This window comes from Stenotrophomonas sp. AS012628 (genome assembly GCF_010608305.1).
Taxonomy (GTDB): Bacteria; Pseudomonadota; Gammaproteobacteria; order Xanthomonadales; family Xanthomonadaceae; genus Stenotrophomonas; species Stenotrophomonas geniculata.
On record NZ_VMBJ01000008.1, the window covers coordinates 46,871 to 70,268 of the forward strand.

The 23,398-nt window shown below is 67.1% G+C and carries 20 protein-coding genes; 4 read left to right on the forward strand and 16 right to left on the reverse strand.

Annotation, left to right across the window (positions count from 1 at the left end):
• Positions 1-62 precede the first annotated feature (62 nt).
• The 16 genes from bamA to G5A07_RS05975 form a co-directional block, all read right to left on the reverse strand.
• A complete protein-coding gene (gene bamA, locus G5A07_RS05900; RefSeq protein WP_010486337.1) occupies positions 63-2,426 on the reverse strand; it encodes an outer membrane protein assembly factor BamA in 2,364 nt (787 codons plus the stop codon).
• A 74-nt stretch (positions 2,427-2,500) separates the two neighbouring features.
• Complete coding sequence (gene rseP / locus G5A07_RS05905; RefSeq protein WP_010486334.1) at positions 2,501-3,859, reverse strand: RIP metalloprotease RseP; 1,359 nt, start codon at positions 3,857-3,859, stop codon at positions 2,501-2,503.
• Between the two features lie 56 nt (positions 3,860-3,915).
• Positions 3,916-5,106, reverse strand: coding sequence for a 1-deoxy-D-xylulose-5-phosphate reductoisomerase (locus tag G5A07_RS05910; protein WP_010486332.1), 1,191 nt, complete (start codon positions 5,104-5,106; stop codon positions 3,916-3,918).
• Between the two features lie 2 nt (positions 5,107-5,108).
• Positions 5,109-5,945, reverse strand: a complete 837-nt coding sequence (locus tag G5A07_RS05915; protein WP_010486331.1) for a phosphatidate cytidylyltransferase — start codon at positions 5,943-5,945, stop codon at positions 5,109-5,111.
• The gene (uppS, locus tag G5A07_RS05920) at positions 5,942-6,709 is read right to left on the reverse strand and encodes a polyprenyl diphosphate synthase (RefSeq protein WP_191863014.1); all 768 of its coding nucleotides are present in this window, start codon (positions 6,707-6,709) and stop codon (positions 5,942-5,944) included. The genes G5A07_RS05915 and uppS overlap by 4 nt, the downstream gene beginning before the upstream one ends.
• Before the next feature lie 5 nt (positions 6,710-6,714).
• A complete protein-coding gene (frr, locus tag G5A07_RS05925) occupies positions 6,715-7,269 on the reverse strand; it encodes a ribosome recycling factor (RefSeq protein WP_010486327.1) in 555 nt (184 codons plus the stop codon).
• A gap of 96 nt (positions 7,270-7,365) precedes the next feature.
• Positions 7,366-8,094, reverse strand: a complete 729-nt coding sequence (gene pyrH, locus G5A07_RS05930) for a UMP kinase (protein WP_010486325.1) — start codon at positions 8,092-8,094, stop codon at positions 7,366-7,368.
• 121 nt (positions 8,095-8,215) lie between these two features.
• Complete coding sequence (locus G5A07_RS05935) at positions 8,216-9,754, reverse strand: GGDEF domain-containing protein (RefSeq protein ID WP_191863015.1); 1,539 nt, start codon at positions 9,752-9,754, stop codon at positions 8,216-8,218.
• Between the two features lie 258 nt (positions 9,755-10,012).
• Positions 10,013-10,888 (reverse strand): translation elongation factor Ts, encoded by an 876-nt coding sequence (gene tsf / locus G5A07_RS05940; RefSeq protein WP_010486320.1) that lies wholly within the window; start codon positions 10,886-10,888, stop codon positions 10,013-10,015.
• A gap of 124 nt (positions 10,889-11,012) precedes the next feature.
• Positions 11,013-11,819: a 30S ribosomal protein S2 gene (gene rpsB, locus G5A07_RS05945; protein ID WP_005408748.1), complete on the reverse strand. Its 807-nt coding sequence runs from the start codon at positions 11,817-11,819 to the stop codon at positions 11,013-11,015.
• Positions 11,820-12,039: 220 nt separating this feature from the next.
• Positions 12,040-12,738, reverse strand: a complete 699-nt coding sequence (locus tag G5A07_RS05950) for a molecular chaperone (protein ID WP_191863016.1) — start codon at positions 12,736-12,738, stop codon at positions 12,040-12,042.
• Positions 12,738-12,956 carry a hypothetical protein gene (locus G5A07_RS05955; protein ID WP_010486315.1) on the reverse strand — a complete coding sequence of 73 codons (219 nt, stop codon included), beginning with the start codon at positions 12,954-12,956 and terminating at the stop codon, positions 12,738-12,740. Before G5A07_RS05955 ends, G5A07_RS05950 begins: the two co-directional genes overlap by 1 nt.
• 160 nt (positions 12,957-13,116) lie before the next feature.
• The gene (locus G5A07_RS05960) at positions 13,117-14,154 is read right to left on the reverse strand and encodes a spore coat U domain-containing protein (RefSeq protein ID WP_010486313.1); all 1,038 of its coding nucleotides are present in this window, start codon (positions 14,152-14,154) and stop codon (positions 13,117-13,119) included.
• On the reverse strand, positions 14,151-16,529 hold the full coding sequence (locus G5A07_RS05965) for a fimbria/pilus outer membrane usher protein (protein ID WP_049455676.1): 2,379 nt from the start codon (positions 16,527-16,529) through the stop codon (positions 14,151-14,153). Before G5A07_RS05965 ends, G5A07_RS05960 begins: the two co-directional genes overlap by 4 nt.
• Before the next feature lie 7 nt (positions 16,530-16,536).
• Complete coding sequence (locus tag G5A07_RS05970; protein WP_191863017.1) at positions 16,537-17,286, reverse strand: molecular chaperone; 750 nt, start codon at positions 17,284-17,286, stop codon at positions 16,537-16,539.
• On the reverse strand, positions 17,286-17,816 hold the full coding sequence (locus G5A07_RS05975; RefSeq protein WP_010486309.1) for a spore coat U domain-containing protein: 531 nt from the start codon (positions 17,814-17,816) through the stop codon (positions 17,286-17,288). Before G5A07_RS05975 ends, G5A07_RS05970 begins: the two co-directional genes overlap by 1 nt.
• Before the next feature lie 173 nt (positions 17,817-17,989).
• On the opposite strand from G5A07_RS05975, the gene map reads away from it, so the two are divergent.
• The 4 genes from map to G5A07_RS05995 are packed head-to-tail and all read left to right on the forward strand — an operon-like array spanning position 17,990 to position 23,395.
• Positions 17,990-18,832 (forward strand): type I methionyl aminopeptidase, encoded by an 843-nt coding sequence (gene map, locus G5A07_RS05980; RefSeq protein WP_019336946.1) that lies wholly within the window; start codon positions 17,990-17,992, stop codon positions 18,830-18,832.
• 2 nt (positions 18,833-18,834) lie between these two features.
• Positions 18,835-21,462, forward strand: coding sequence for a [protein-PII] uridylyltransferase (locus tag G5A07_RS05985; RefSeq protein WP_010486304.1), 2,628 nt, complete (start codon positions 18,835-18,837; stop codon positions 21,460-21,462).
• Complete coding sequence (dapD, locus tag G5A07_RS05990) at positions 21,462-22,526, forward strand: 2,3,4,5-tetrahydropyridine-2,6-dicarboxylate N-succinyltransferase (protein WP_019336948.1); 1,065 nt, start codon at positions 21,462-21,464, stop codon at positions 22,524-22,526. The genes G5A07_RS05985 and dapD overlap by 1 nt, the downstream gene beginning before the upstream one ends.
• Before the next feature lie 2 nt (positions 22,527-22,528).
• Entirely contained in the window at positions 22,529-23,395 is an 867-nt protein-coding gene (locus tag G5A07_RS05995) for a hypothetical protein (protein ID WP_191863018.1), read from the forward strand.
• The last annotated feature ends 3 nt before the right edge of the window (positions 23,396-23,398 follow it).

The following is a 23,398-nucleotide window of genomic DNA, read 5'->3' on the forward strand; positions in this document are numbered from 1 at the left end:
GGGATAGGTGAAATGCGCGGGCAATTCACCGGAGGTGGATCAGTTCTGGGGAACAACGTTCCTCAGAACTGGCCACCGAACGTGAATTGCAGCCGTTCGATCTTGTCATCGTCTTTCTTCTTCAGCGGGAAGGCGTAGCTGATCGAGATCGGGCCGACCGGGGCGCGCCACAGCAGGGCCACACCGGTGGACACGCGCAGTTCGTTGGCCTTGAAGTTGTCCACGCCGTTGTAAACGTTGCCGAAGTCGACGAAGGCTGACACACGTGCCGACGGGCTGTCGAACAGGCGCGGGAAGTAGGCTTCGACCGAACCAACGGTCTTCAGCGAACCACCCAGCGGCTGGCCTTCCGGATAGCCGTTGGTGACTTCGCGCGGGCCGAGGGTGTTGTCTTCGAAGCCACGCACCGAGTTGGTACCGCCGGCGTAGAAGTTCTCGAAGAACGGCAGGCCGCTGGCGGTCACCGTACGGGTGGTGCCGTCCGGGTTGGTCAGCGTGCGGGTGTAGTCGTTGCCATAGGCATCGCCGTAGCCCACTTCGGCACGGGTGTTGATCACCAGCGACGGCATGATCGGCCAGTACTTGCTGATCTGGTAGTTCAGCTTGTAGTACTCGATGGTCGAACCCGGCAGCGTGGTTTCCAGGCCAATGCGCTGGTAGGTGCCGCGGGTCGGCATGAAGTAGTCGTTGCGCGAGTCACGCGCCCAGCCCAGCTCGGTGCGCCAGGCATGGAACGTGCGCTTACCGACGGCGTTGATGTAGTCGATGATCGACTGCGGGGTGGAGCCCTGGTAGGTGGTGATCTGGTTGCTGTCGATGCCGAACATCAGCGAGACGGTATCGGTCTCGGTGATCGGCACGCCGAACACCACCTGCGCCGAACCATTGGTGCTGTTGTACTGCGCGGTGTTGAAGTCGGAGTAGTCCAGCTCGCGCCAGGACAGGTTGTAGCCCAGCGACACGCCGTCATCGGTGAAGTACGGGTTGGTGTAGCTGAAGCCGTAGCGCTGCAGGTAGCTGCTGCGCGAGGCTTCGACCGACACGCGGTTGCCGCCGCCGAGGAAGTTGTTCTGCGACAGCTGCACCGACGTGGTCATGCCGTAGGACTGCGAGTAGCCCAGGCCGAACACGAAGCTGCCGGACGTGGTTTCCTTGACGTTGTAGACGACGTCAACCTGGTCGTTGCTGCCGCTGACGGCCGGGGTTTCCACGTCCACCGACTCGAAGTAGCCCAGGCGCTGCAGGCGGATCTTGGAGCGGTCGATCGCGGCCTGCGAGTACCAGCTGTTCTCGAACTGGCGCATTTCGCGACGCATCACTTCGTCGGACGTACGTGTGTTGCCACGGAACAGGATGCGACGCACCGACACGCGAGGGCCGGGCACGACCTGCATGTTGATCGCCACGGTCTGCTCGGGGCGGTTGGTGGTCGGGATCGGGTTCACCTTGGCGAACGCATAGCCGATGTTCGACAGCGAGTTGGTGATGGTGTCCGAGCTGAATTCCAGCAGCGCACGCGAGAACGTGTCGCCGGACTTCTGGATCACCATGCGCTCGACGTCCTCCTGCGGGAGGATCGTGTCGCCGCTGACCTTGATCTCGGAGATCTTGTACTGCGCACCTTCGGTCACGCCGGCGGTGAGGAACATGTCGCGCTTGTCGGGGCTGATCGACACCTGGGTCGAATCAATGCTGAAGTCGACATAGCCGCGGTCGAGGTACCAGGAATTGAGCTTTTCCAGGTCGCCGGACAGCTTTTCCTTGGAGTACTGGTCGTCACGGCGGTACCACGACGCCCAGTTGTGCTCCTTGGACTCCCAGGTCTCCAGGATGTCCTTGCTCTCGAACTTCTCGGTGCCGACCAGGTTGACGTGACGGATCTTGGCCGCCTTGCCTTCCTTAATCGCGATCGCGATGTCCACGCGGTTGCGGTCCAGCGGGCTCACCGTCGGGGTGATCTCGACGTTGTACTTGCCGCGGTCGTTGTACTGGCGGCGCAGTTCCTGGGTCACGCGGTCCAGGCTCAGGCGATCGAAGGTGCCGCCCTCGGTCAGGCCGATGTCGGACAGGCCCTTGAGCAGCTGCTCGGACTTGATGTCCTTGTTGCCGGTCACGGTCAGCTTGTTGATCGCCGGGCGTTCCTTGACGGTCACCACCAGGATGCTGCCCTGGCGGTCCAGCTGCACGTCTTCGAAGAAGCCGGTCTTGTACAGGGCGCGGATGGTCTCGCCGACCTTGTTGTCGGTGACCGTCTCGCCACGCTCCACCGGCAGGTAGGTGAATACCGTGCCCGAGCTGATGCGCTGCAGGCCATCCACGCGGATGTCGCTGACAGTGAAGGGCTCGGCTGCCTGGGCCAGGGCGGGAGCGCCGGTGACGGCGGCGAGGGCGAGGGCCAGCAGGCGGCGATTGGGGAGTCGCGTCATGTCACGTCCGGTAGGAAGGTCGATTTCGTTGGTGCGGGATGCCGACGCTGTAGACGGCAACAACATGGAAAAGTTCATCGCGGGACCAGGCCGAGGATGTCGTTGTAGAACGCCAACCCCATCAACCCGGCCAGCAACGCCAGGCCGATGTACTGGCCGGCGGCGATGGCACGCTCGCTCAGCGGGCTGCCCTTGACCAACTCGATAAGGTAATACAGCAGGTGGCCGCCGTCCAAGATCGGGATCGGCAACAGGTTGATGATGCACAGGCTGAGTGACAGCAGGGCAAGGAACTGCAGGAACCAGTCCAGGCCGCGTTTGGCTGAAACATTGGCCACGCGGGCGATGGTCACTGGCCCGGAAACGTTCTGCAGCGAGGCTTTGCCGGTGACGATGCGGCCCATCATGCCCAGCGAATCGGCCGCCAGGCGGCCTGTTTCGCGCACGGCCACGGTGACCGCGTCGAGCGGGCCATAGCGCAGCAGGGTGTCATAGGGCGGGCTGAACGAGGTCGGGAACTGCACGCCGATCTGCCAGATCGGCTCGCCCTTGGAATCCTTGCCCTGGCGCGGGGTGACTTCCAGCGCCAGGCGTTCGCCGCCCCGCAGGACCTCGATCATGCCCGGGCCGCCAGCGCGGCCCAGCGTCTGGATCTCGCCGATGACCTGGTCGGCACCGTCGATGCGCTGGCCGTCGATCGCCACGATCAGATCGCCCGGCTGCAGCTGCCCGGCCACCACGGAGTCCGCGGTGAGCGAATCGACCCGTGCCGGTTGCAGCCACGACTGCCAGTAAAGGCCAGCCAGGATCGGCACGCGTCGTTCATCGAAACCGGGGGGCAGCTGCGACAGCGGCAGGGTGCGCACGCGCACCTGATCGGCCGGGTCCAGCACTTCCAGCGTCACGTCGCGGCGGTCCATCGCTGCGGCGGTCAGCGCCATGCTGGCCTCGCCGAGGGTGACCACCGGGCGCTCGTCCACGCGCAGCACGCGGTCGCCGCTGGTCAGGCCGGCGCTGGCGGCGATGCCGCTGACACGGCCGATGGTCGGCGAATAATCCTGCTTGCCGATCACGAACATCGCCCACAGCAGCAGGATGCACAGCAGCAGGTTGGCGATCGGTCCGGCGGCGACGATGGCGATGCGCTGCCAGACGGTCTTGTGGTTGAAGGCCTGGCCGCGCTCGTGCGGGTGGACTTCGACTTCGCGTTCGTCGAGGAATTTCACATAACCGCCCAGCGGGATGGCGGCGATGGCGAACTCGGTACCGTGCTTGTCCCGGCGCGACCACAGCGGCCGGCCGAAGCCGACCGAGAAGCGCAGGATCTTGACCCCGCACAGGCGCCCGACCCAGTAATGCCCGAACTCGTGGAACGTGACCAGCAGCCCGAGGCTGACGATCATCCACCAGACCGATCCGATGAAGTCAGTCATGCAGGCTCACAGTGGCGGGCAGGGGCGGCGTCGTCATGCGTGTGCGAGGCGGTCGTTCAGGCGGCGTCGATGGCGTTCAGGGTGAGCTGGCGTGCCCGCTGGTCGGCGGACAACAGGACCTCCAGTGTATCGGCTGGCTGGGTCGGCAGTGTTGAAAGAGCGTTAGCAACCAGTTCCGGGATGGTCAGGAAACCGATCCGGCCCTGAAGAAACGCTGAAACGGCCTCTTCATTGGCAGCGTTCAGCACCGCCGGCGCGGTGCCACCGGCCTGCATCGCCTGCCAGGCGAGGGCCAGGCAAGGGAAGGCGTCGGTGTCGGGGGCCTCGAAATCCAGCCGGCCCTGGGCCAGCAGGTCCAGCCCCGCCACGCCCGATTCGATGCGTTGTGGCCAGCCCAGGCCAACGGCCAGGGTGGTGCGCATGTCCGGCAGGCCCATCTGCGCCAGGGTCGAACCGTCCACGAACTCGACCAGCGAGTGGACCAGGCTCTGCGGATGCACCAGCACGTCGATGCGCTCACCGGGGATGCCGAACAGGTGGTGGGCTTCGATCACTTCCAGGCCCTTGTTCATCAACGTCGCCGAATCGACCGAGATCTTCGGGCCCATCGACCATTTCGGGTGGGCCACGGCCTGGGCCGGGGTGACCTGGGCCAGCGCGGCCCGGCTGCGGCCGCGGAACGGGCCACCGGAGGCGGTCAGCAGGATGCGGCGCACACCGGCACCGTCAATGCTGGCGTCGCGCGAGCGCAGGCACTGGAAGATCGCGCTGTGTTCGCTGTCGATCGGGATGATTTCGGCGCCGGCACGTTCGGCAGTGCGGGTCAGCAGCTCACCGGCCAGCACCAGCGATTCCTTGTTGGCCAGCAGGATGCGCTTGCCCGCGGCGGCCGCGGCCAGGGTGGAAGACAGCCCGGCCGCACCGACGATGGCGGCGACCACGGTGTCGCAGGCATCGCTGGCGGCCAGCTGGTCCAGCGCGGCATGGCCGGCATGCGCCTCGGTGGCGAGTCCGGCATCGCGCAGGCCGTCGCGCAGCTCGGCGAACAGTGATGCGTCGGCGATCACCGCGTGCGCGGGCTTGTGCTGGCGGCACAGCGCCAGCAGCGCCTGCACCTGGCGGCCGGCGGCCAGCACGGTGGCCTGATAGCGCTGCGGGTGGCGGGCGATCACGTCCAGCGTGGAGGCACCGATCGAGCCGGTGGCGCCGAACACGGCGACCCGGCGCAGGTCTGCGACAGCATTCATGGTCAGAACCCGAAGATTTCCTTGCCGAGTGCGAACACCGGCACTGCAGCCAAGACGCCGTCGACACGGTCGAGCACGCCGCCATGGCCCGGAATCAGGTGGCCCGAGTCCTTGGCGCCGGCGTGACGCTTGATCAGGCTTTCAAACAGATCACCCAGTACCGAGGCGAACACGGCCACCACCGAGGTGATCAGCAGGCCCGGCAGATGTGCGGTATCGATGCCGGCCAGCCAGCCCAGGCCGACGGCCACGGCGACACCGGCCAGCAGGCCGCCGAACAGGCCTTCCCATGTCTTGTTGGGGCTGATGCGCGGGGCCAGCTTGTGCTTGCCGAAGTGACGGCCGGCGAAATAGGCGCCCGAATCGGCCGCCCAGACCAGTGCCAGGGCAGCCAGCAGCCACAGGTGGCCCTGCTTGCCCGGCGGATCGCCGCCAGCATGGATCAGCACCAGCGCGGCCCAGGCCGGAACGATGGCCAGCGTTCCGGCCAGCATCTTCACGATGCGCGAGGGTGCCGACGGTTGCGCGCCGAAATTGAAGAAGCGAAGCCAGACCAGCGCCGCCAACCACCAGGCGACGCCGGCCAGGGTGGTTATCTGGAACAGCACCAGCGTGCTGCCATCGGCCCAGACCAGCAGCACCATCAGCAGCAGGTTCAGCACCAGCAGCACGGTGCGCGCGAGGGTGTCTTCGATGCCGGCCAGCTTCAGCCACTCCCACAGGCCGATCAGCAGCACCGCAGCCGCCGCCGCTGCCAACCATTGGGTCGGCAGCAGCAGGATCGCGGCAATGGCGACCGGCGCCATGATCAGCGCGGCAAGGACTCGGGTCTTGGTCATGGGCTGGAAGTCTCGGTGGCCAGTGCGGCGATCTGGGCGCTGGTCAGGCCGAAACGACGCTCACGGCTGCCATAGGCGTCCAGCGCCTGCTGCAGCAGAGCGGGATCGAAGTCCGGCCACAGCGCCTCGGTGAACCACAGCTCGGTGTACGCCAGCTGCCACAGCAGGAAGTTGCTGATGCGGGTGTCGCCACCGGTGCGGATGAACAGGTCCGGTGGCGGCAGGTCGGCCAGGGCGACCTGGCTGCCCAGCAGCGATTCGTCGATCTGTTCGGGCAGCAGGCGGCCGGCGGCGACCTCGGCGGCCAGTGTGCGCGCGGCGCGGGTGATGTCCTGGCGGCCACCGTAGCTGGCGGCGATCGACAGGGTCAGGGTGGTGTTGTCCGCGGTGCGCTGCTCGGCCAGCTGCATGCGGCTGACCAGCCCGGCGCCGAAGCGTTCGCGCTCGCCGATGAAGCGCACGCGCACGCCACGCCGATGCAACTCGTCCACTTCGCGGTCGAGCGCGCCGAGGAACAGCTTCATCAACGCATCGACTTCTTCCTGCGGCCGGCCCCAGTTTTCGCTGGAGAACGCGAACAGGGTCAGCGCCGGAATACCCAGCTCAAGGCAGCGCTCGATGGTGCGGTTGACCGCACGCGCGCCGGCCCGGTGGCCGATCACGCGCGGACGACGGCGCTGCTGTGCCCAGCGCCCATTGCCATCCATGATGATGGCAATGTGGCGGGGCAGGGCGGCCGGCAACGGAGGCGGGACTGAAGGCATCGACTTCAGACCGACAGCAGTTCTTTTTCCTTGTCGGCAACGACCTTGTCGACGTCCTTGATGTGGGTGTCGGTCAACTTCTGGATGTCGTCTTCACCGCGCTTCTTCTCGTCTTCGCTGATCGCCTTGTCCTTGACCAGCTTGGCGATTTCCTTGTTCGCGTCCTGACGGATGTTGCGGATCGCGATCTTGGCGCCTTCCCCTTCCTTCTGCACCTGCTTGACCAGCTCCTTGCGGCGCTCTTCGGTCGGCGGCGGCATGTTGATGCGGATCGCGGTGCCCAGCGTGTTCGGGGTGAACTCGGCGTTGTAGAGACCCTTTTCGATCTCCTTGATCATGCTCTTGTCGAACGGCGTGACGAGCAGCGAGTGGGCGTCGGCGTTGGAGATCGATGCGACCTGGTTCAGCGGGGTGCTGGCGTTGCCATAGGCGCTGACCGTGACGCGGTCCAGCAGGGCCGGGGTGGCGCGGCCGGTGCGGATCGAGGTGAGGGTGTGCTTCAGAGCGTCGATGCTCTTGGCCATGCGCGTCTGCGCGTTGTTCTTGATGTCGTTGAGCATCGCCCGGTCCTGGGTGTAACTGGAATCGGGCGATTATAGGCGAATACGGGACGCTGCCGGGCCTGAATCGGCCCGGAGCTCGCCTGGCACTCAGGCTCAGGCCGGGTCGCGGCCCTGGACCAGGGTGCCGATGTTCTCGCCGCTGAGGATCTTCAGCAGCTCGCCCGGCTGTCCCATGTCGAACACGCGCATCGGCAGGTCGCTGTCGCGGGCCAGTGCGAAGGCGGCGGTATCCATCACTTCCAGGCCACGGCGGATCACTTCGTCGTAGCTCAGGCTGTCGAAGCGGACCGCGTCGCTGTGCTTGTTCGGGTCCTTGTCGTACACGCCGTCAACCTTGGTCGCCTTCAGCAGCAGGTCGGCGCCGATCTCGATCGCGCGCAGGGCGGCACCGGAGTCGGTGGTGAAGAACGGGCTGCCGACGCCGGCGGCGAAGATCACCAGGCGGCCCTTTTCCAGATGGCGGATGGCGCGGCGCCGGATGTAGTCCTCGCACACGTCGTTGATCTTGATCGCGCTCATCACCCGGGCCTTGGCGCCCAGCTTTTCCAAGGCGTCCTGCATGGCCAGAGCGTTGATGACCGTGGCCAGCATGCCCATCTGGTCGCCGGTGACCCGGTCCATGCCGCCAGCGGCCAGGCCGGCGCCGCGGAAGATGTTGCCGCCGCCGATCACCAGTGCAACTTCGGCGCCTGCCTGCTGGGCTTCGATGACCTCACGGGCCAGGCGGTTGATGATCTTCGGGTCGATGCCGTAGTCCTCATCTCCCATCAGCGCCTCCCCGGACAGTTTCAGAAGGATGCGGCGATAGGCGAGCTTGGACATGGGGACCTCGGGTGCGTGGAAATCGCGGGCGATTCTACGCGCATGCGGCGTCGGGCCAAAGTGTTTTGTGCACTGCGGCGCAAAATCCTGCCATCCGCCCCGGTCACGCGGGGCGTCCCGTTCAGCCCAGCTCGGCGCCGGCGGTGGCTGAAAGCTTCTCGTGGCCGAGGGCGCCTGGGGAGCGGGCGATCACCCGGTTGCGGCCCAGGTTCTTCGATCGGTACAGCACATCGTCGGCGGCACGCAGCAGGTCCTGCACGTCGGCAAAGCGCTCGTAGCCGCCCTGGGTGGCCACGCCGGCGGAGAAGGTGACGAACAACGGACCTCCCTCCAGCTCGGCCATCGGCGTGGCGACGATGTTGGCCAGTACCCGGCGGATCACGTCCAGGGCCACGCTTTCGCTGGTATTGGGCAGTAGCGCGACGAATTCCTCGCCGCCGAAGCGGGCCACGGTGTCGCTGTTGCGCAGCTGGCCCTGCAGCTTGGCGGCAAAGGCGCGCAGCACCTCGTCGCCGGTCAGGTGGCCGTGGGCATCGTTGATCTTCTTGAAGTCGTCCAGGTCGATGAAGGCCACCGACAGCGGCCAGCCCTGGCGCCCGGCGCGCAGGAACTCCTGCTCCAGCACCGCCTCCAGCTGGCGGCGGTTGAGCACGCCGGTCAGGGCGTCGCGGTGGGCCTGGTCGGCCAGGCGCTTGGCCCGCGCCTCGAATTCGTCGGCGCGGCGGCGCGCCTGGTCGGCATCCTGCAGCTCGCGCAGGTTGCGCAGGGTGGCCAGCTCCTGCGCGTGGTCGATCAGCTCACGGACCCGCGAGGGCGAGTTCAGCCCGGCCTCGAACAGGCTGGCGATGTCCGGCAGGGCCTCGCTGATGCGGGTCAGCACCTGGTCGAAACGGGCGCTGTCGAGTTCCAGCCGGTCATGTACCTGGTGCAGGGCGCGCTCGCGGGCGGCATCGGCATCTTCGTCCAGCCAGATGTCGGCGACAGCGCCGGACAGCTGCACGCAGGCCTGGAACGGCGAATCGGCAGCGTCGTCGTCCTCGCTGTGGCTGATGCTCTCCACCAGATAGCGCGGCAGGCCCCATTGCTCGGCCACCCAGGCGCCGACATCGGCGTGGCTGCAGCCGAGCGCGTCGCGCTCGCGGGCAACCAGGTCCGTGTTGTCACGGGCTTCGCGCAGCAGCGGCAGGTAGCGCTCCGATTCGGCCTGGGCCAGGCACAGCACGCCCAGGTCCTGCAGCAGCCCGGCCAGCATCAGTTCCTCCAGGCGGCGCAGGCCGCGGGCCTGGCCCAGCTGGCTGGCGGCCAGTGCGCTGAGAATGCTGCGCTTCCACGCGCGCTGGCGCAGGTCGTGGTCGGCACCGGCGCCGCCGGTCAGGCCCTGGGTGACGGTGAAGCCCAGGGCAAGGCTGATCGTGGCATTCAGGCCGAGCATGGTCAGTGCCTGGCCGAGGTTCTCGATGCGGCGACGACTGGCGTACAGCGGCGAATTGGCGATGCGCAGCATGCGAGCGCTCAGCGCCATGTCGATGGCGATGATGTCGGCGGCGGTGGCGATGTCCGCTTCCGGGTCCTGTGCCAGTTCGATGATGCGCAGGGCAATACCGGGTGGCGAAGGCAGGTTGCGGCAGAGCGCCAGGGCAGCTGTCAGCTCGGGAGGCATGTCGGGTCGTTCAATTCCATTGGGACAAGAATACCTAGGAATGCATCACAGTCCGCGATTTTCGTTCCTGCTATGTGACTGTGGATTCCCTGCGCCGAGTATCGGCTTGATTCGCGCGCAACGCAAAGGTGCCGGTGTGCGCGGCGTCGGTGTGCGCAACAACAGTTGGAGCATGAGCCTCCCATTGTCCCGGGCATAAAAAAAGAGCCGCGGATTCCCGCGGCTCCTTCTGGTCGCTTCGCAGCCGGAAGGCTGGAATCAGACCTGCATCGCCTTGGCAACTTCAGCGGCGTAGTCTTCCACCACCTTCTCGATGCCTTCGCCGACGATCAGCAGCTTGAAGCCAGCCACGTCGGCGCCAGCGGCCTTGACCACCTGCTCGACGGTGGTGTCGCCCAGCACGTAGGTCTGGCCGTACAGGGTCACGTCGCTGACGATCTTGTTGATCTTGCCGCTGATGATCTTTTCCAGGATCTCGGCCGGCTTGGCCTTGTCCTTTTCGGACATCTTGGCCAGCTCGATTTCCTTTTCCTTTTCGACGAAGTCGGCCGGAACGTCCGACGCCTTGTTGTGCGGCGGCTTCAGGGCAGCCACGTGCATCGCCAGGCCACGGGCCAGCTCGACGTCGCCGCCGATCAGGTCGACCAGTACGCCAACCTTGCCGTTGGTGTGGACGTAGGCACCGATGTTGCCGGTGGTGTCGACCTTGACCATGCGGCGGATCTGGATGTTCTCACCCAGGGTCTGCACGGCGGTGGCGCGGGCTTCTTCAACGGTGCGGCCATCGGCCAGCTTGGCAGCCTTCACGGCTTCGACGTCGGTGGCGCCCGATGCCAGGGCGGCAGCGGCGACGGCATTGACGAAGGACTTGAAGTTGTCATCGTTGGCGACGAAGTCGGTTTCCGAGTTGACTTCGACCAGCACGGCCTTGCCGCCATCCTGGGCCAGGCCCAGGCGGCCTTCGGCGGCCACGCGGTCAGCCTTCTTGTCGGCCTTGGCGGCGCCGGACTTGCGCATGGCTTCAGCAGCAGCGTCGATGTCGCCGTTGGCTTCGGTGAGAGCCTTCTTGCATTCCATCATGCCGGCGCCGGTGCGCTCGCGCAGTTCCTTGACCAGGGAAGCAGTGATTTCCACGGGATTACCTCACGAAAGAAAGGGGTTGGGCCGGCATGGTGGCCGGCCCGTGTGACACGGTCCTGTCACGCGCCAGGGGCTGCGTGCAGGGAGGGTGGACGCCGGGCGTCCACCCGGGCCTGGATCAGGCCTGGGCGTCGTCGCCCTTCTTGGCAGCCTTCTTGGCCGGAGCGCGGCGGGCCGGCTTCTCTTCGCCTTCAGCAGCGGCTTCCGCGAACTCTTCCTCGCGCACCGAAGCGGCGTGCGGCGCAGCGGCCTTGCCTTCCAGTACGGCGTCGGCAGCGGCGCGGGCGTACAGCTGCACAGCGCGGATGGCGTCGTCGTTGCCCGGGATGGCGTAGTCCACCAGTTCCGGGTTGTAGTTGGTGTCGACCACGGCGATGACCGGAATGCCCAGCTTCTTGGCTTCCTTGATCGCGATGTCTTCGTGGCCGATGTCGATCACGAAGATGGCGTCCGGCAGACGGTTCATGTCCTTGATGCCGCCCAGCGAGGCTTCCAGCTTGTCGCGCTCGCGACGCAGGCCCAGCACTTCGTGCTTGACCAGCTTCTCGAAGGTGCCGTCGGTTTCACCGGCTTCCAGTTCCTTCAGGCGGGCAACCGACTGCTTGACGGTACGGAAGTTGGTCAGGGTGCCGCCCAGCCAACGCTGGTTCATGAACGGCATGCCGCAACGCTCGGCTTCTTCCTTGATGGTCTCGCGGGCGCTGCGCTTGGTGCCCAGGAACAGGACGGTGCCGCGCTTCTGGGCAACCGACGAGATGAAGTTCATCGCGTCGTTGAACAGCGGGACGGTCTTTTCCAGGTTGATGATGTGGATCTTGCCGCGGGCGCCGAAGATGTACGGAGCCATCTTCGGGTTCCAGTAGCGGGTCTGGTGGCCGAAGTGGACGCCGGCTTCCAGCATCTGACGCATGGTGACCTGGGGCATTGCAATACTCCTGATATGGAACCAGCGATTCCGCCCGCGGGGATAGGTATGCGGGACGCGTGGAAGCGCGATCGGTTCCGGGGTTGGGCTTCCCTGTTGCCTCCGTGGCCGAACTCCTTGCGGAGCACCCCGGCACGGATGGGGGCAGCAGGTGTGGATTCACCGGTGACGTCCGGTGTGGACGGTCTCCCGCGCACGCAGGCGGCAGGAATCCGGTCGATTATAGCCCGCTCGGTGCGCTCGCTGCAATTGCCGGGTCCGGCACGGTCAGATCGATCACGCGGCCGTCCTGCAGCCGGGCCTGGAAATGGCCACGGGCATAGCCGTTGGCATGGGCGGGGAGGGCCCAGCGACGCTCCCGGCCCGCCAGCAGGTAGCCGGCCAGTCCCGGCAGCAGCAGGGTGCGGCGGCCATCGTCGGCGACGAACGCAAGATCGTGCAGGCGGGCGTGTACGGTACCTGCGTTGCTCAATCGCAGAAAGGGATGTGACGTACCGGGTTCGATCCCGGCATGCAGCTCCGGCCACGCCAAGGGCATGGCGTGTCCCCTGAACAAGGGCAGCGAGTACCGTGGCAGGTCCGGTTCAGTGGGAGCCAGAAGCACCCGGTAGGCCTGCTCGACGGCAATGGGTGACCTGTCCCGGGGCAGCAGCCAGATGCGTTGGCGGGTGCCGGGCGGGAGGTCGAGCCGGGCAGGGCTGGCCAGGATCTGGTCGCTGGGCCGCAGCTTTTCCGCGTCGGCCTGCTGTTCCCAGCTCAGGATCCGAACCTCGCCCTGCCAGCGGCCGGGACCGGGGTTGTACAGCCACAGCTCGCTGTGTCCCCCTTCGGCTGGCAGCTGCAGGGTGGTCGGCACCAGGTCCAGCGCCGACGCGGGCAGCGCCAGCAGCAGTACCAGCAGGCTGAGCAGGGTACGCATCAGTAGATGACGGTCACGGCGGGCGCCGCGTCGTCGCTGTCGGCCGGCGGCGCGAGATCGCGGATCTGTTGCGGAAGCTCGGGCGCGTCGCTGCGCTTGTGCGGTGCCGCGCATCGGGTGTTGCCGGCATCACCGCTGCAGCCCTCGACCACGGTCAGCCGGATCTGCAGGGGTGTACTGCCGGGATCGGCCCACGCGGGCGTACTGGCGACCAGCATCGCCCCGATCAGAAGTGCGCGAACCACCTGCCATCCACCGTGCCGTAGGACCCGTTGCGCGGTATCGGCAGGTTGCGCCGGAACTGTAGAGCCGAGCCCATGCTCGGCTTGCCGGATGCCAGAAAATGAAGCCGAGCATGGGCTCGGCTCTACAGGGGACTCAATAGGTGATCGTCACCTGCACCAGATCGTTGTAGGTACCGGCCGCGGGCTGGCCGGTGACCGGCGGCACCCGGCCATAGATGGTCAGCTGCTGCGCGCTGCCACTTCCGGTGCCGCCAACGGTATCGACGTTGAGGGTACTACCCCAGCGCAGGCTGCGCGCGGCATCGCGGTACAGCTCATAGGGGAGGTAGTAGGTGCCGCTGCCAATGGTGGTGGCCATGCGCCGGGTGGTGGAGGCGCCGGGGTTGTTCTGGCCGTTGTTGAGGCTGATCTGGTAGGCAGTGTTCTTCAGGCAGGTCAGCGTGAGCGTGGCGGTCCGGTCGATGTTGGCGGGAATGCTGCCGGTGACGTTGCCGAAGTCCATGCTGGTGGTGACGTAGCTGCCGCATTGCGGCAGCACGTTGGCAGTGGCGGTGAAGCTGAATGCCCCACTGGCGCTGTTGGTGCCGGTCGCGCCGCCGTTGCAGGTGGCCGGCACGGTGGCGGTGCCGAGCAGGACTTCGTTCCAGGCCCAGGTAAGCACCACGTTGGCGCCGCTGAAGGTGCTGCTGTAGGCACCCGAAGCGAGGATCTGGTTGGCAGGGATCTGCGCGAACAGCTGCACGGACTGCGCACCGCTGCCGCCGGTCAGCAGCGGCACGCTGTAGCTCATGGTCAGTTCCTGCGCGGGTGGCGTGCCGCGCGGCACCAGGCCGGTGGCCTGGCTGTAGCTGGCGGTGTTGTACAACTGGAAGTTCATGGTGTCGCTGGTGGAGGTGGACATCGTGCGGAAGGTGGAGCTGCTGCCGCCGCCACTGCCGGCGCCGATACCCACGCAGACGCGGACGCCGGTGGTGGCCAGCAGGCTCAGTGCGGCGGTGGTGCAGGTCACCGTGATGTTCAGCGTTGCCGCTGTAGGGCCGGGAGCGTTGCTGTTGATGTTGCCGAATGGCAGGGTCGGGTTCGCGATTGCCGTGCAGACCGCTGTCGCCCGGGCCGGCAGTGCCGCGAGCAGGCCGGCGACCAGCAGCACGCCGAGCAGCAGCACCCTCACGGCGCGACCTCCGGAATGCACTGCAGCGGTGCCGGCTTCGGCCGGGCGCCAGACGCCACCACCTTGGGCTGGTCGGGTACCTTCACCCGGCACTGGCCGCGGCTGGTGGTGATGTACAGCACGCTGCCGGCAGCGATGTCTTCCAGGTACAGCAGGCCGTCATAGCCCACCGTGGCCTGGCGTCCATCGGGCAGCTGCACTTCGCTGCCCACTTCCAGTGGCTGCCCGTCCATGCTCTGAAGCGTCAGGCTCAGAGAGGGACGTGAGCGCAACTGGAATGTCACGTGGGTACCGGCGCGCTGGCGCGGCGTCACCCAGTCCTCGATGCGGTCGGCACGCATCTCCTCGGGCAGGTCCAGGGTGTCGATCGAGACCCGGTTGCGCTGCCAGGAAAGCAGCGGGCTGACCAGCAACAGGCCACGATCATCGGTGACGCCGATCAGGCGGTTCTCCAGACGCACCGGCACGCCGCCGACGCCGTTGGTGCTGATCACCGCGAACGCGTCCGAGACCTCGCGGGTGGCGAACGCGTGCCCGCTCATCCAGACCAGGCTGCCACTGGCGCTGCCGTAGGCATAGTTGAGCCCGCCCTGGCGCGAGGCGCCGAACGAGTAGCGGCCGATGTCATTGAGGATGCCGACTTCGGCCAGGCCGCCGTTGCCGTCCTCGCCGTGGCGCACCTGCGCGCGCCAGCCGATGCCGCCTGCACTGCCATCGCCGGGCACCGGCTGGGTGACGTCGGCCACCCAGGTCTGGCTGTCGCCGTTGCGCTGGCTGGACAGGCTGGCCTGGCGGTTGTTGCCCAGGCTGGCGGTCACCGACAGATAGATGCTGCGGTCATCACTCTGGTCCAGGTTCTGGTTCACCGACAGGTAGGCCGACCAGCGCTGGCTCCAGGTGCGCGACCAGAACAGGCTGGCATAGCGGTTGTCTTCGCCATCGGGGTAGCGCAGGCGCAGGTAGCTGGCGCTGAGCGTGCCCAGCCGCAGCAGATCGAGCCCGACCGTGGCCTGTTCGCTGATGCTCGGCGGCAGGTTGCCCTGCAGCGCGCCGAGGTCACGGTAGTCGCCGTGGCTGCGCACGCTGCGCAGGTTGACGTTGAGACGGCGGTTGTTCCAGCTGTAACCCAGTGCCCACTGCCCGCCCTGCAGGCCGTGATGGTTGCTGTGCGCGTAGGCCGCGTTGAACACGCCGGCGCCGCCCAGCAGCCACCAGCCGCCGATGCCGGCCTGGGCCAGGCCACCTCCGCCTTCGGCATGCGCTTCACCGGTGAAGGTATCGCTGATGCCGCCGCGCCAGCTGGCACTGGCCACGGTGCGATCGTCGTAGGCGAAGGAGCGCTGGCCGAAGTCTTGGCGCAGGTGGCCGACGCCGACCGACCAGTCGGACAGTCCCTTGGCCAGCAGTTGCTGGGTGCCATAGAAACTGAAATCCAGTGTCTGCATGCGGCCGAATGCGTCGGTGACCACGACCTGTGCGTTGCCGGTGCCGCTGATGCCTGGCTGCGCGGCCAGCTGGAACGGGCCGACCGGGACCTGGCCGCTGTACTGGCGCAGGCCGTCGACATACAGCTCGACGGTGGAGGGCACCACGGCCTGGCCGAGGAAGCTGGGCGTGGGAGTGAGCACGCGATACGGCTGCAGGCCGTAGTTGCGGCCGATCTGCAGGCCGCCCAGGCGCACCGGGCGGGTCCAGTCGACGAAGCCGCTGTAGAAATCGCCGACCTCCAGCGTCATCGCCTTGTCGGGGAAATCCAGGCTCCAGCGCGTATCCAGGCGCACGCTCTCACCGCGCCAGCGACGATCGCCGGGCTGCTGGTAGCGTCGGCTGACCGCGGTGTTTTCGAAGGTGCCGTTGCCGACGCCGAACAGGCGCAGTTCCGAGCTCAGGCTGAGGTTGCCGAGCGTATCCACCCGGCTGCCATACACGTCATAGTTGAGCAGCAGTCCGGGTGAGGCACTGCCTGCAGGGGCGCGCGTCTGCGGGCGGCTGAGCACGGTAGTCGGCAGGGTCAGCTGGTCCAGCGGCACGTCCAGCGCCAGGGTCTGCAGGCGTGCGTCATAGCGCACCACCGCGCCGCTGATCTGGTCCAGGTACACCGGTGCATCGCCGTTGGCGTTGAAGCCGAGCTGGCGCAGCACGTCGGGGCTGGCCTGCAGGCGGCCACGGTTCTCGATGAAAGGCATCAGGCCGCGTGGGGTGCTGTTGAGCGCCACGTCCAGGTACAGCGTCTGGTTGGCGGTCAATGGTGTGGGCGGTGGCAGGATCGCATCGGCGGAGATGCCTGATACATCGGCGGCGGTGGTGGCCGCTGCACCGGACACATCGGCGGCTTGGATCGCCGCAGGAGCCAGGGCAGCAAGCAGCGCACCCATCAACGCCTCAGCGAGCCGATGGAGGCGACAGCGGCGTCTGTTCCGACTCGCCATTGAGCTTGGCCGTGATCTGGTCGTTGTCGCGGTCGATCGCCGTGCGCTCGATCGGCCAGCGCATCACCTGCCCGGGCAGCACGTATCCCAGCAGTCCGGGATGCACGATGCGCGGGCGCGTGGCACTACCCAGCGCGAGATCGGCGATCTGCGCATAGCTGTTGCCCGCGTTGGCCACCTCGACGCCGTTGCGGCCATCGGGCAACTGCACCAGGCGGGCCTGCAGTTGCGGCGCAAGCTTGCCGGCGGCGGGCTGCACGAACACCGGTATCGAATAGCGCAGCACGAACTGCATCCCTTCGGCACGGGTGGCCAGATCGGGCACCTCGTCGACGATCAATCGGTAATGCTGCTGTGCAGGCGGTGGCGTCCTGTCCGGACGCATCACCCGGACCAGCTGCTGCTGTCCGGCAGCCAGTTCCTGCATCGGCGGGGTGACCACCAGCCCATCGGTGGGCAACAGTTGTTCCTGCCCGTCCTGCTGCACCCAGCGGAACACCCGCACCTGCAGCTTCACCGGCGAGGTGCCGCTGTTGGTCAGCCAAAGCTCGCCGGCGCGCTGGCGCGCTTCCAGCTGCAGGCTGGTCGGGGCGACCTGCAGGCTGGTGGCTTCGACCGGGGCGGCGAGTACCAGGCTCAGGACGAGCAGCACCACGCCGGTGGCGCGCCACGGGCGGGGTCGGGCCATGCGGGCGTGCTCCATCAATAGGTGATCGTGGCGGTAACCGTATCCAGGTAGTTGCCGGTCGCCGGGTTGTTCGTACTGAGGTTCAGGATCTGGCCGTAGACGATGTAGGGCACGGCGAGCCCGGTGCCGATGCCAGCCTGGGTGTTGGTGCCGGAGGTGGCACCCCAGACCAGGGTGTGTGCGGCGTCCTGGTAGAGCTGGTAGCCGACGTAGTTGTTGGCGGTCACCGCGGCGTTGGTGTTCTTCATCCGGCGGGTGGTGACGTCATTGGCGGTGCTGGCGTTGGCACCTGCATTCAGTGAAATCGTGTACGGGGTCAGTGCCGAGCACTGGGCGGTGACCGTGCCCTGGCCCAGGGTGGGGGTCGCCGTGGTCGAGGCGGCGGTGCCGAAGTCGACGTTGGTGGCCGCCGCGGCGGTGATGGTGCAGGCCTTGGTGACCACCAGGGTGACATTGAAGGTGGTGGTGTCTGCGGCCAGGGCCGGGCTGGACAGCAGAACCCCGGTCAAAGCCCAGGCAAGCGGGGAACGAAGCGCGGATCGCATGGACAACCTCCCTGACCCGAAGGTCCGTTGAACAAGGCGAAGGCGGCACGTTCGGCACCGCTTCGGCGACGGTGACCCCAGCTTAGGTGGCGTAAGTGTCTGTATTCCGTGATAAATGAGGAGGCGAAAGGGTGGCGGGGGTCACGCTTTCACTTTCCTTGCCGGAACCGTGCATGGCCCGGATCGCCAGTTGGGTGGCGTTCGTTCAGATTGTGGCCGGATCGGCGATAATGGCGGCCATGAGCGTGAATCTGAAAACCCCGCAGGAAATCGAGATGATGCGAATCGCTGGCCGCCTGGCCAGCGAAGTGCTCGACATCGTCACCCCCCACGTCAAGCCCGGTGTCACCACCGAGGAACTGGACCGCATCTGCCACGACCACATCGTGAACGTGCAGGGCGCCATTCCGGCCAACGTCGGCTACCGCGGCTTCCCGAAGACCGTATGCACCTCGGTCAACAACGTCATCTGCCATGGCATCCCCAGCGAAGGGAAGGTGCTAAAGGATGGCGACATCATCAACATCGACGTCACCGTCATCAAGGATGGCTGGCACGGCGACACCAGCCGCATGTACTTCGTCGGCACGCCGTCGGTGATGGCCCGCCGCCTGGTGGAAACCACCTACGAAGCCATGTGGCGCGGCATCCGCGCGGTACGTCCGGGTGCCACGCTGGGCGACATCGGCCATGCCATCCAGAGCTATGCCGAAGGCGAGCGTTTCAGCGTGGTGCGCGAGTACTGCGGCCACGGCATCGGCAAGGTCTACCACGATGAGCCGCAGGTGGTGCATTACGGCCGCCCGGGCCAGGGCCTGGTGCTGCAGCCGGGCATGACCTTCACCATCGAGCCGATGATCAACGAGGGCACCCGCTACAACAAGGTGCTGCCGGATGGCTGGACCGTGGTGACCAAGGACCGCAAGCTGTCGGCACAGTGGGAGCACATGATCGCGGTCACCGAGACCGGCGTGGACGTGCTGACCCTGTCGCCGGGCGAGTCGCAGGTCTCCTGAGGATGCTGCCGGCGAGTTCGCTGCTGGACACGCCGGCCGCGTCGCTCAACGACCCGGACTGGGCTGCTGCCGCGCGCCAGGCGCTGCAGCAGGCCGACGCGCGCCTGTACCGCCGCTTCGACCAGGGCGACAACATCGAGCGCCTGCTGGCGCTGCGCGCGCGTGCCGCCGACCATCTGATCCGCCTGGCGTGGCAGCGTTGCCTGGCGGCCGATAGCGGGCTGTCGTTGTTCGCGGTGGGGGGCTATGGCCGCGGTGAACTGTTCCCGCGATCGGACATCGACCTGCTGGTGTTCGGTGATCCGCCGGCACAGTTGGCGCATGAATCCGCACTGGCACGCCTGTTCGCACTGCTGTGGGACTGCGGGCTCGCAGTCAGCCATGCGGTGCGTTCGGCGCCGCAGTGCCGTGAGGCGGCGGCGGACCAGACCGTGCTGACTGCACTGATCGAGGCGCGCCCGATCCTGGCCGATGATGCGGCACGCCGCGCGCTGCGCGAGGCCATCGACGATCGGGAACTGTGGCCGGCACGCGCGTTTTTCCTGGCCAAGCTGGAAGAGCTGCGCAACCGCCACCAGCGTTTTGGCGACACCGCCGACAACCTGGAGCCGGACCTGAAGGATGGCCCCGGTGGCCTGCGCGATCTCAACACGCTGGGCTGGATGGCACTGCGTGCCTTCGGCGTGCGTGACCTGGAGGCGCTGGTCGGGCTCGGCCATCTGGGCGCCGACGAAGCGGCAGCACTGAAGCGCGAACGTGCGGTGCTGGCGCGGCTGCGTTTCGGCCTGCACCTGGTGGCGCGACGCCCCGAAGAGCGGTTGCGCTTCGATTACCAGAAGACCCTGGCTGCACGCCTGGGCTTTGAAGACGATGCCGAGAATCTCGGTGTCGAGAAGATGATGCAGGGCTTCTACCGCGCCGCGCTGGTGGTGCGCCGGATCAGCGACCGCCTGCTGCAGCGCTTCGAGGAGCAGTTCGACGGCGAGGCGCAGCCGGAGCCGTTGACCGTGGGCTTTTCCCTGCGCCGTGGCTACCTGGCGGCCAACGAAGCCGACTGGCCGCGCGGCGATATCGGCCAGGTGTTCGCACTGTTTGCCAGCTGGGCCAACAATCCGCAGGTGCGCGGCCTGCATTCGCTGACCGCGCGGGCGCTGGCTGAAGCGCTGCCGCTGTTGCCGGCCTACGACCAGGCCGACGCCGATGCGCGCGAGCAGTTCCTGGCGTTGCTGCGCGGCCAGCGCCCGGTCGATACGCTCTCGCGCATGGCACGGCTGGGCGTGCTTGGCCAGTGGATTCCCGCCTTCGCCCAGGTCAGTGGGCGCATGCAGTTCGACCTGTTCCATGTCTACACCGTCGACCAGCACACGCTGATGGTCCTGCGCAACATCGGCCTGTTCGCCAGCAGCCGTGCCGACGAGCGCTTCTCGATCGCGCATGAAGTGTGGCCACGCCTGCGCAAGCCGGAGCTGCTGCTGCTGGCCGGCCTGTTCCATGACATCGCCAAGGGCCGTGGCGGCGACCATTCGGAGCTGGGCGCGGTCGATGCGCGCGCGTTCTGCCAGGCGCATGCGCTGAGCACGTCCGACACCGAACTGGTGGCGTGGCTGGTCGAGCAGCACCTGCGCATGTCGGTGACCGCGCAGAAGCAGGACATCGCCGACCCGGAGGTGATCCATCGCTTCGCCACCCTGGTCGGCAGCCGCGACCGCCTGGACTACCTGTACCTGCTGACCTGCGCCGACATCGCCGGCACCAGCCCGAAGCTGTGGAATGCCTGGAAGGACCGCCTGCTGGCCGACCTGTACTTCGCCACCCGGCGCGCGCTGCGCGAGGGGCTGGAACACCCGGTGCCGGCAGCCGAGCGCGTGGCCGAGGCGCGTGACAGCGTGCGCGCGCTGGTGCGCGAGCGGGGTTACGACGATGCCACCATCGACCGCCAGTTCGCGGTGATGCCGGATGAGGGCTTCATCCGCCTGCGCCCGGAGCAGCTGGCCTGGCAGGCCGCCGCGCTGGTGCCGGTGAAGCAGGGCCAGGCGCTGGTGAAGGTACGCCGGATCAGCGTCGACGACCCCGCGCTGGAAGTATTCGTGCATTCGCCGGACCGCGACGGCCTGTTTGCCGCCATCGTGATGACGCTGGACCGCAAGGGCTACGGCATCCACCGCGCACGCGTGCTGGACGGCCCGGCCGATACCATCTTCGATACCTTCGAAGTGAACCCGGCCGATACCTTCGCCGATGGCAGCAGTGCCAATCTGGAAGCGGCGCTGCGCGACGCACTCAGTGGTGACCTGTCGCGCCTGCGGCCGTCACGCCGGGTGGTGCCACGGCAGCTGCGGCACTTCCGCTTTGCCCCGCGCATCGAATTCCGCGATGAGCCGGGTGCAACCCGTTTCGCCCTGGTCGCTCCCGACCGCCCCGGCCTGCTGGCCGATGTGGCGTTCGTGCTGCGCAACCAGGGCCTGCGCGTGCATGATGCGCGCATTGCCACGTTCGGCGAACGCGCCGAAGACACCTTCGTGATCAGTGACGAACACGACCTCCCCCTGACTGAACCTGCCCGGCAGCAGTTGCATGACGCGATGCTGGCCTGCCTGGACCCTGATCGAAACGCCGGAGACCCCGCCTGATGGCCACCAAGCCCGCCAAGAAGACCGCCGCGACCCCCAAGAGCGCAGCGGCCCGGAAACCTGCTGCTGCCGCACCGGCCGCGAAGAAGACCACTGCGCCGAAGAAGGCCGCTGCGGTGAAGGCCCCGGCGAAGAAAGCGGCTGCAGCGAAGAAGGCTCCGGCCAGGAGCGCCGAAGCCGTCCGCGCCGAAACCATCGCCCGCAAGTCGCTGCGCAAGCCGTCGGCACCGGGTGTGGAAGAGCTGAAGTTTGGTATCGAGAGTGCCTTCGAGCGCCGTGCCACCTTGACCCTGCACGAGCTGGAAGGCTCGACCAAGCCGCTGGTCAACCGCGTGATCGACGGCCTGGAGAGCGGTGAGTTCCGCGTCGCCGAGCCGGATGGCCAGGGTGGCTGGAAGGTCAACGAGTGGCTGAAGAAGGCCGTGCTGCTGTATTTCCGCGTCAACGACATGGCGGTGGTCGATGCGCGCCCGGCGCCGTTCTGGGACAAGGTCGAATCGCGCTTCGCCGGTTATGACGAAGCGAAGTTCCGCCGCGGCGGCGTGCGCGTGGTGCCGGGCGCGATCGCCCGCCGCGGTACCTACTTCGGCAAGGACGTGGTGCTGATGCCGAGCTTCACCAACATCGGCGCCTACGTCGGCGAAGGCACCATGGTCGACACCTGGGCCACCGTCGGTTCGTGCGCGCAGATCGGCCAGCACTGCCACCTGTCCGGTGGCGCCGGCATCGGCGGCGTGCTGGAGCCGCTGCAGGCCAGCCCGACCATCATCGAGGACCACTGCTTCATCGGTGCCCGTTCGGAGGTGGTGGAAGGCGTGGTGGTCGGTCACCACAGCGTGATCGGCATGGGCGTGTTCCTCAGCCAGAGCACCCGCATCTACAACCGTGCCACCGGCGAAATCACCTACGGCTACATCCCGCCGTACAGCGTGGTGGTGTCCGGCTCGCTGCCGAGCAAGGACGGTACCCATTCGCTGTACTGCGCGGTGATCGTCAAGCAGGTTGATGCCAAGACCCGCAGCAAGACGAGCGTCAACGACCTGCTGCGCGGCCTGGCCGACTGAAGGTGGCTGCGCCGGAGGATCTGGCGCAGTCCGCGATCTACCGGCATCCGTCCGACACCCTGTTCGGGCGGATGCTGCCGCGCCTGCTGCACGCCCCGCGCTGGACCCGGCTGCGCCGCGCACTGTCGCGGCGCTGGCCGATGCCGGCGATGGTCAGCGATGTGCGCGATGTGGTCTACGTGAGCTGGTGGGTCGATGTGCGCCACGCACCATCGCCACCGCCGGGCCATCATTACGTGGTCCATGCCGGACGTACGCCTTACACCATCCTCAGCTACCGTCACGGCCACTTCGGGCCGGCGTTGGCCGGACCGCTGCGCTCCCTGATGCCGTCTCCAAGGCAGAGCAACTGGCGCTGGTACCTGCGTCGTGACGACGCTCCGGACGGGACACCGGTGGTGCTGTTCGACCGCAACGTGATGGACCAGCTGCCCTTCGTCGCCGGCGCGCGTGCCTTCAGCGATGCCATGCAGCCGCATCTTTCCACCCGCTTCGAACATGCGGTGCGCACCGATGGCCGTGGGAATACCCGGATCGAAGGCGGGCAGGGCAGTGCGCCGGAGCTGTACCTGCAGTGGCAGGCTGCTGCGGGCTGGGAGGACGCGGCATGGACGGCGGCTTTCGGTGGCCATCAGGCCCTCCTGCGTTTCCTCACCTGCCAGGACGAGGCCATCGCCCGTACCTGCGACTGTCGCTGGGCCAGCACCCGTATCGCGCTGCCGGTCGAGATCGACCGCCTGCAGCCGCTGCAGCTTGAAGGCGATCTGCAGTGCCCGCGCCTGCAGGCGCTGGGTGTGAACCTGACCGAGGGGCTGGCCTTCCTGCTGCCACGGGTGCCGTTCCGGGTCGTGTCCGAGCGCCTGTTGTGAGAT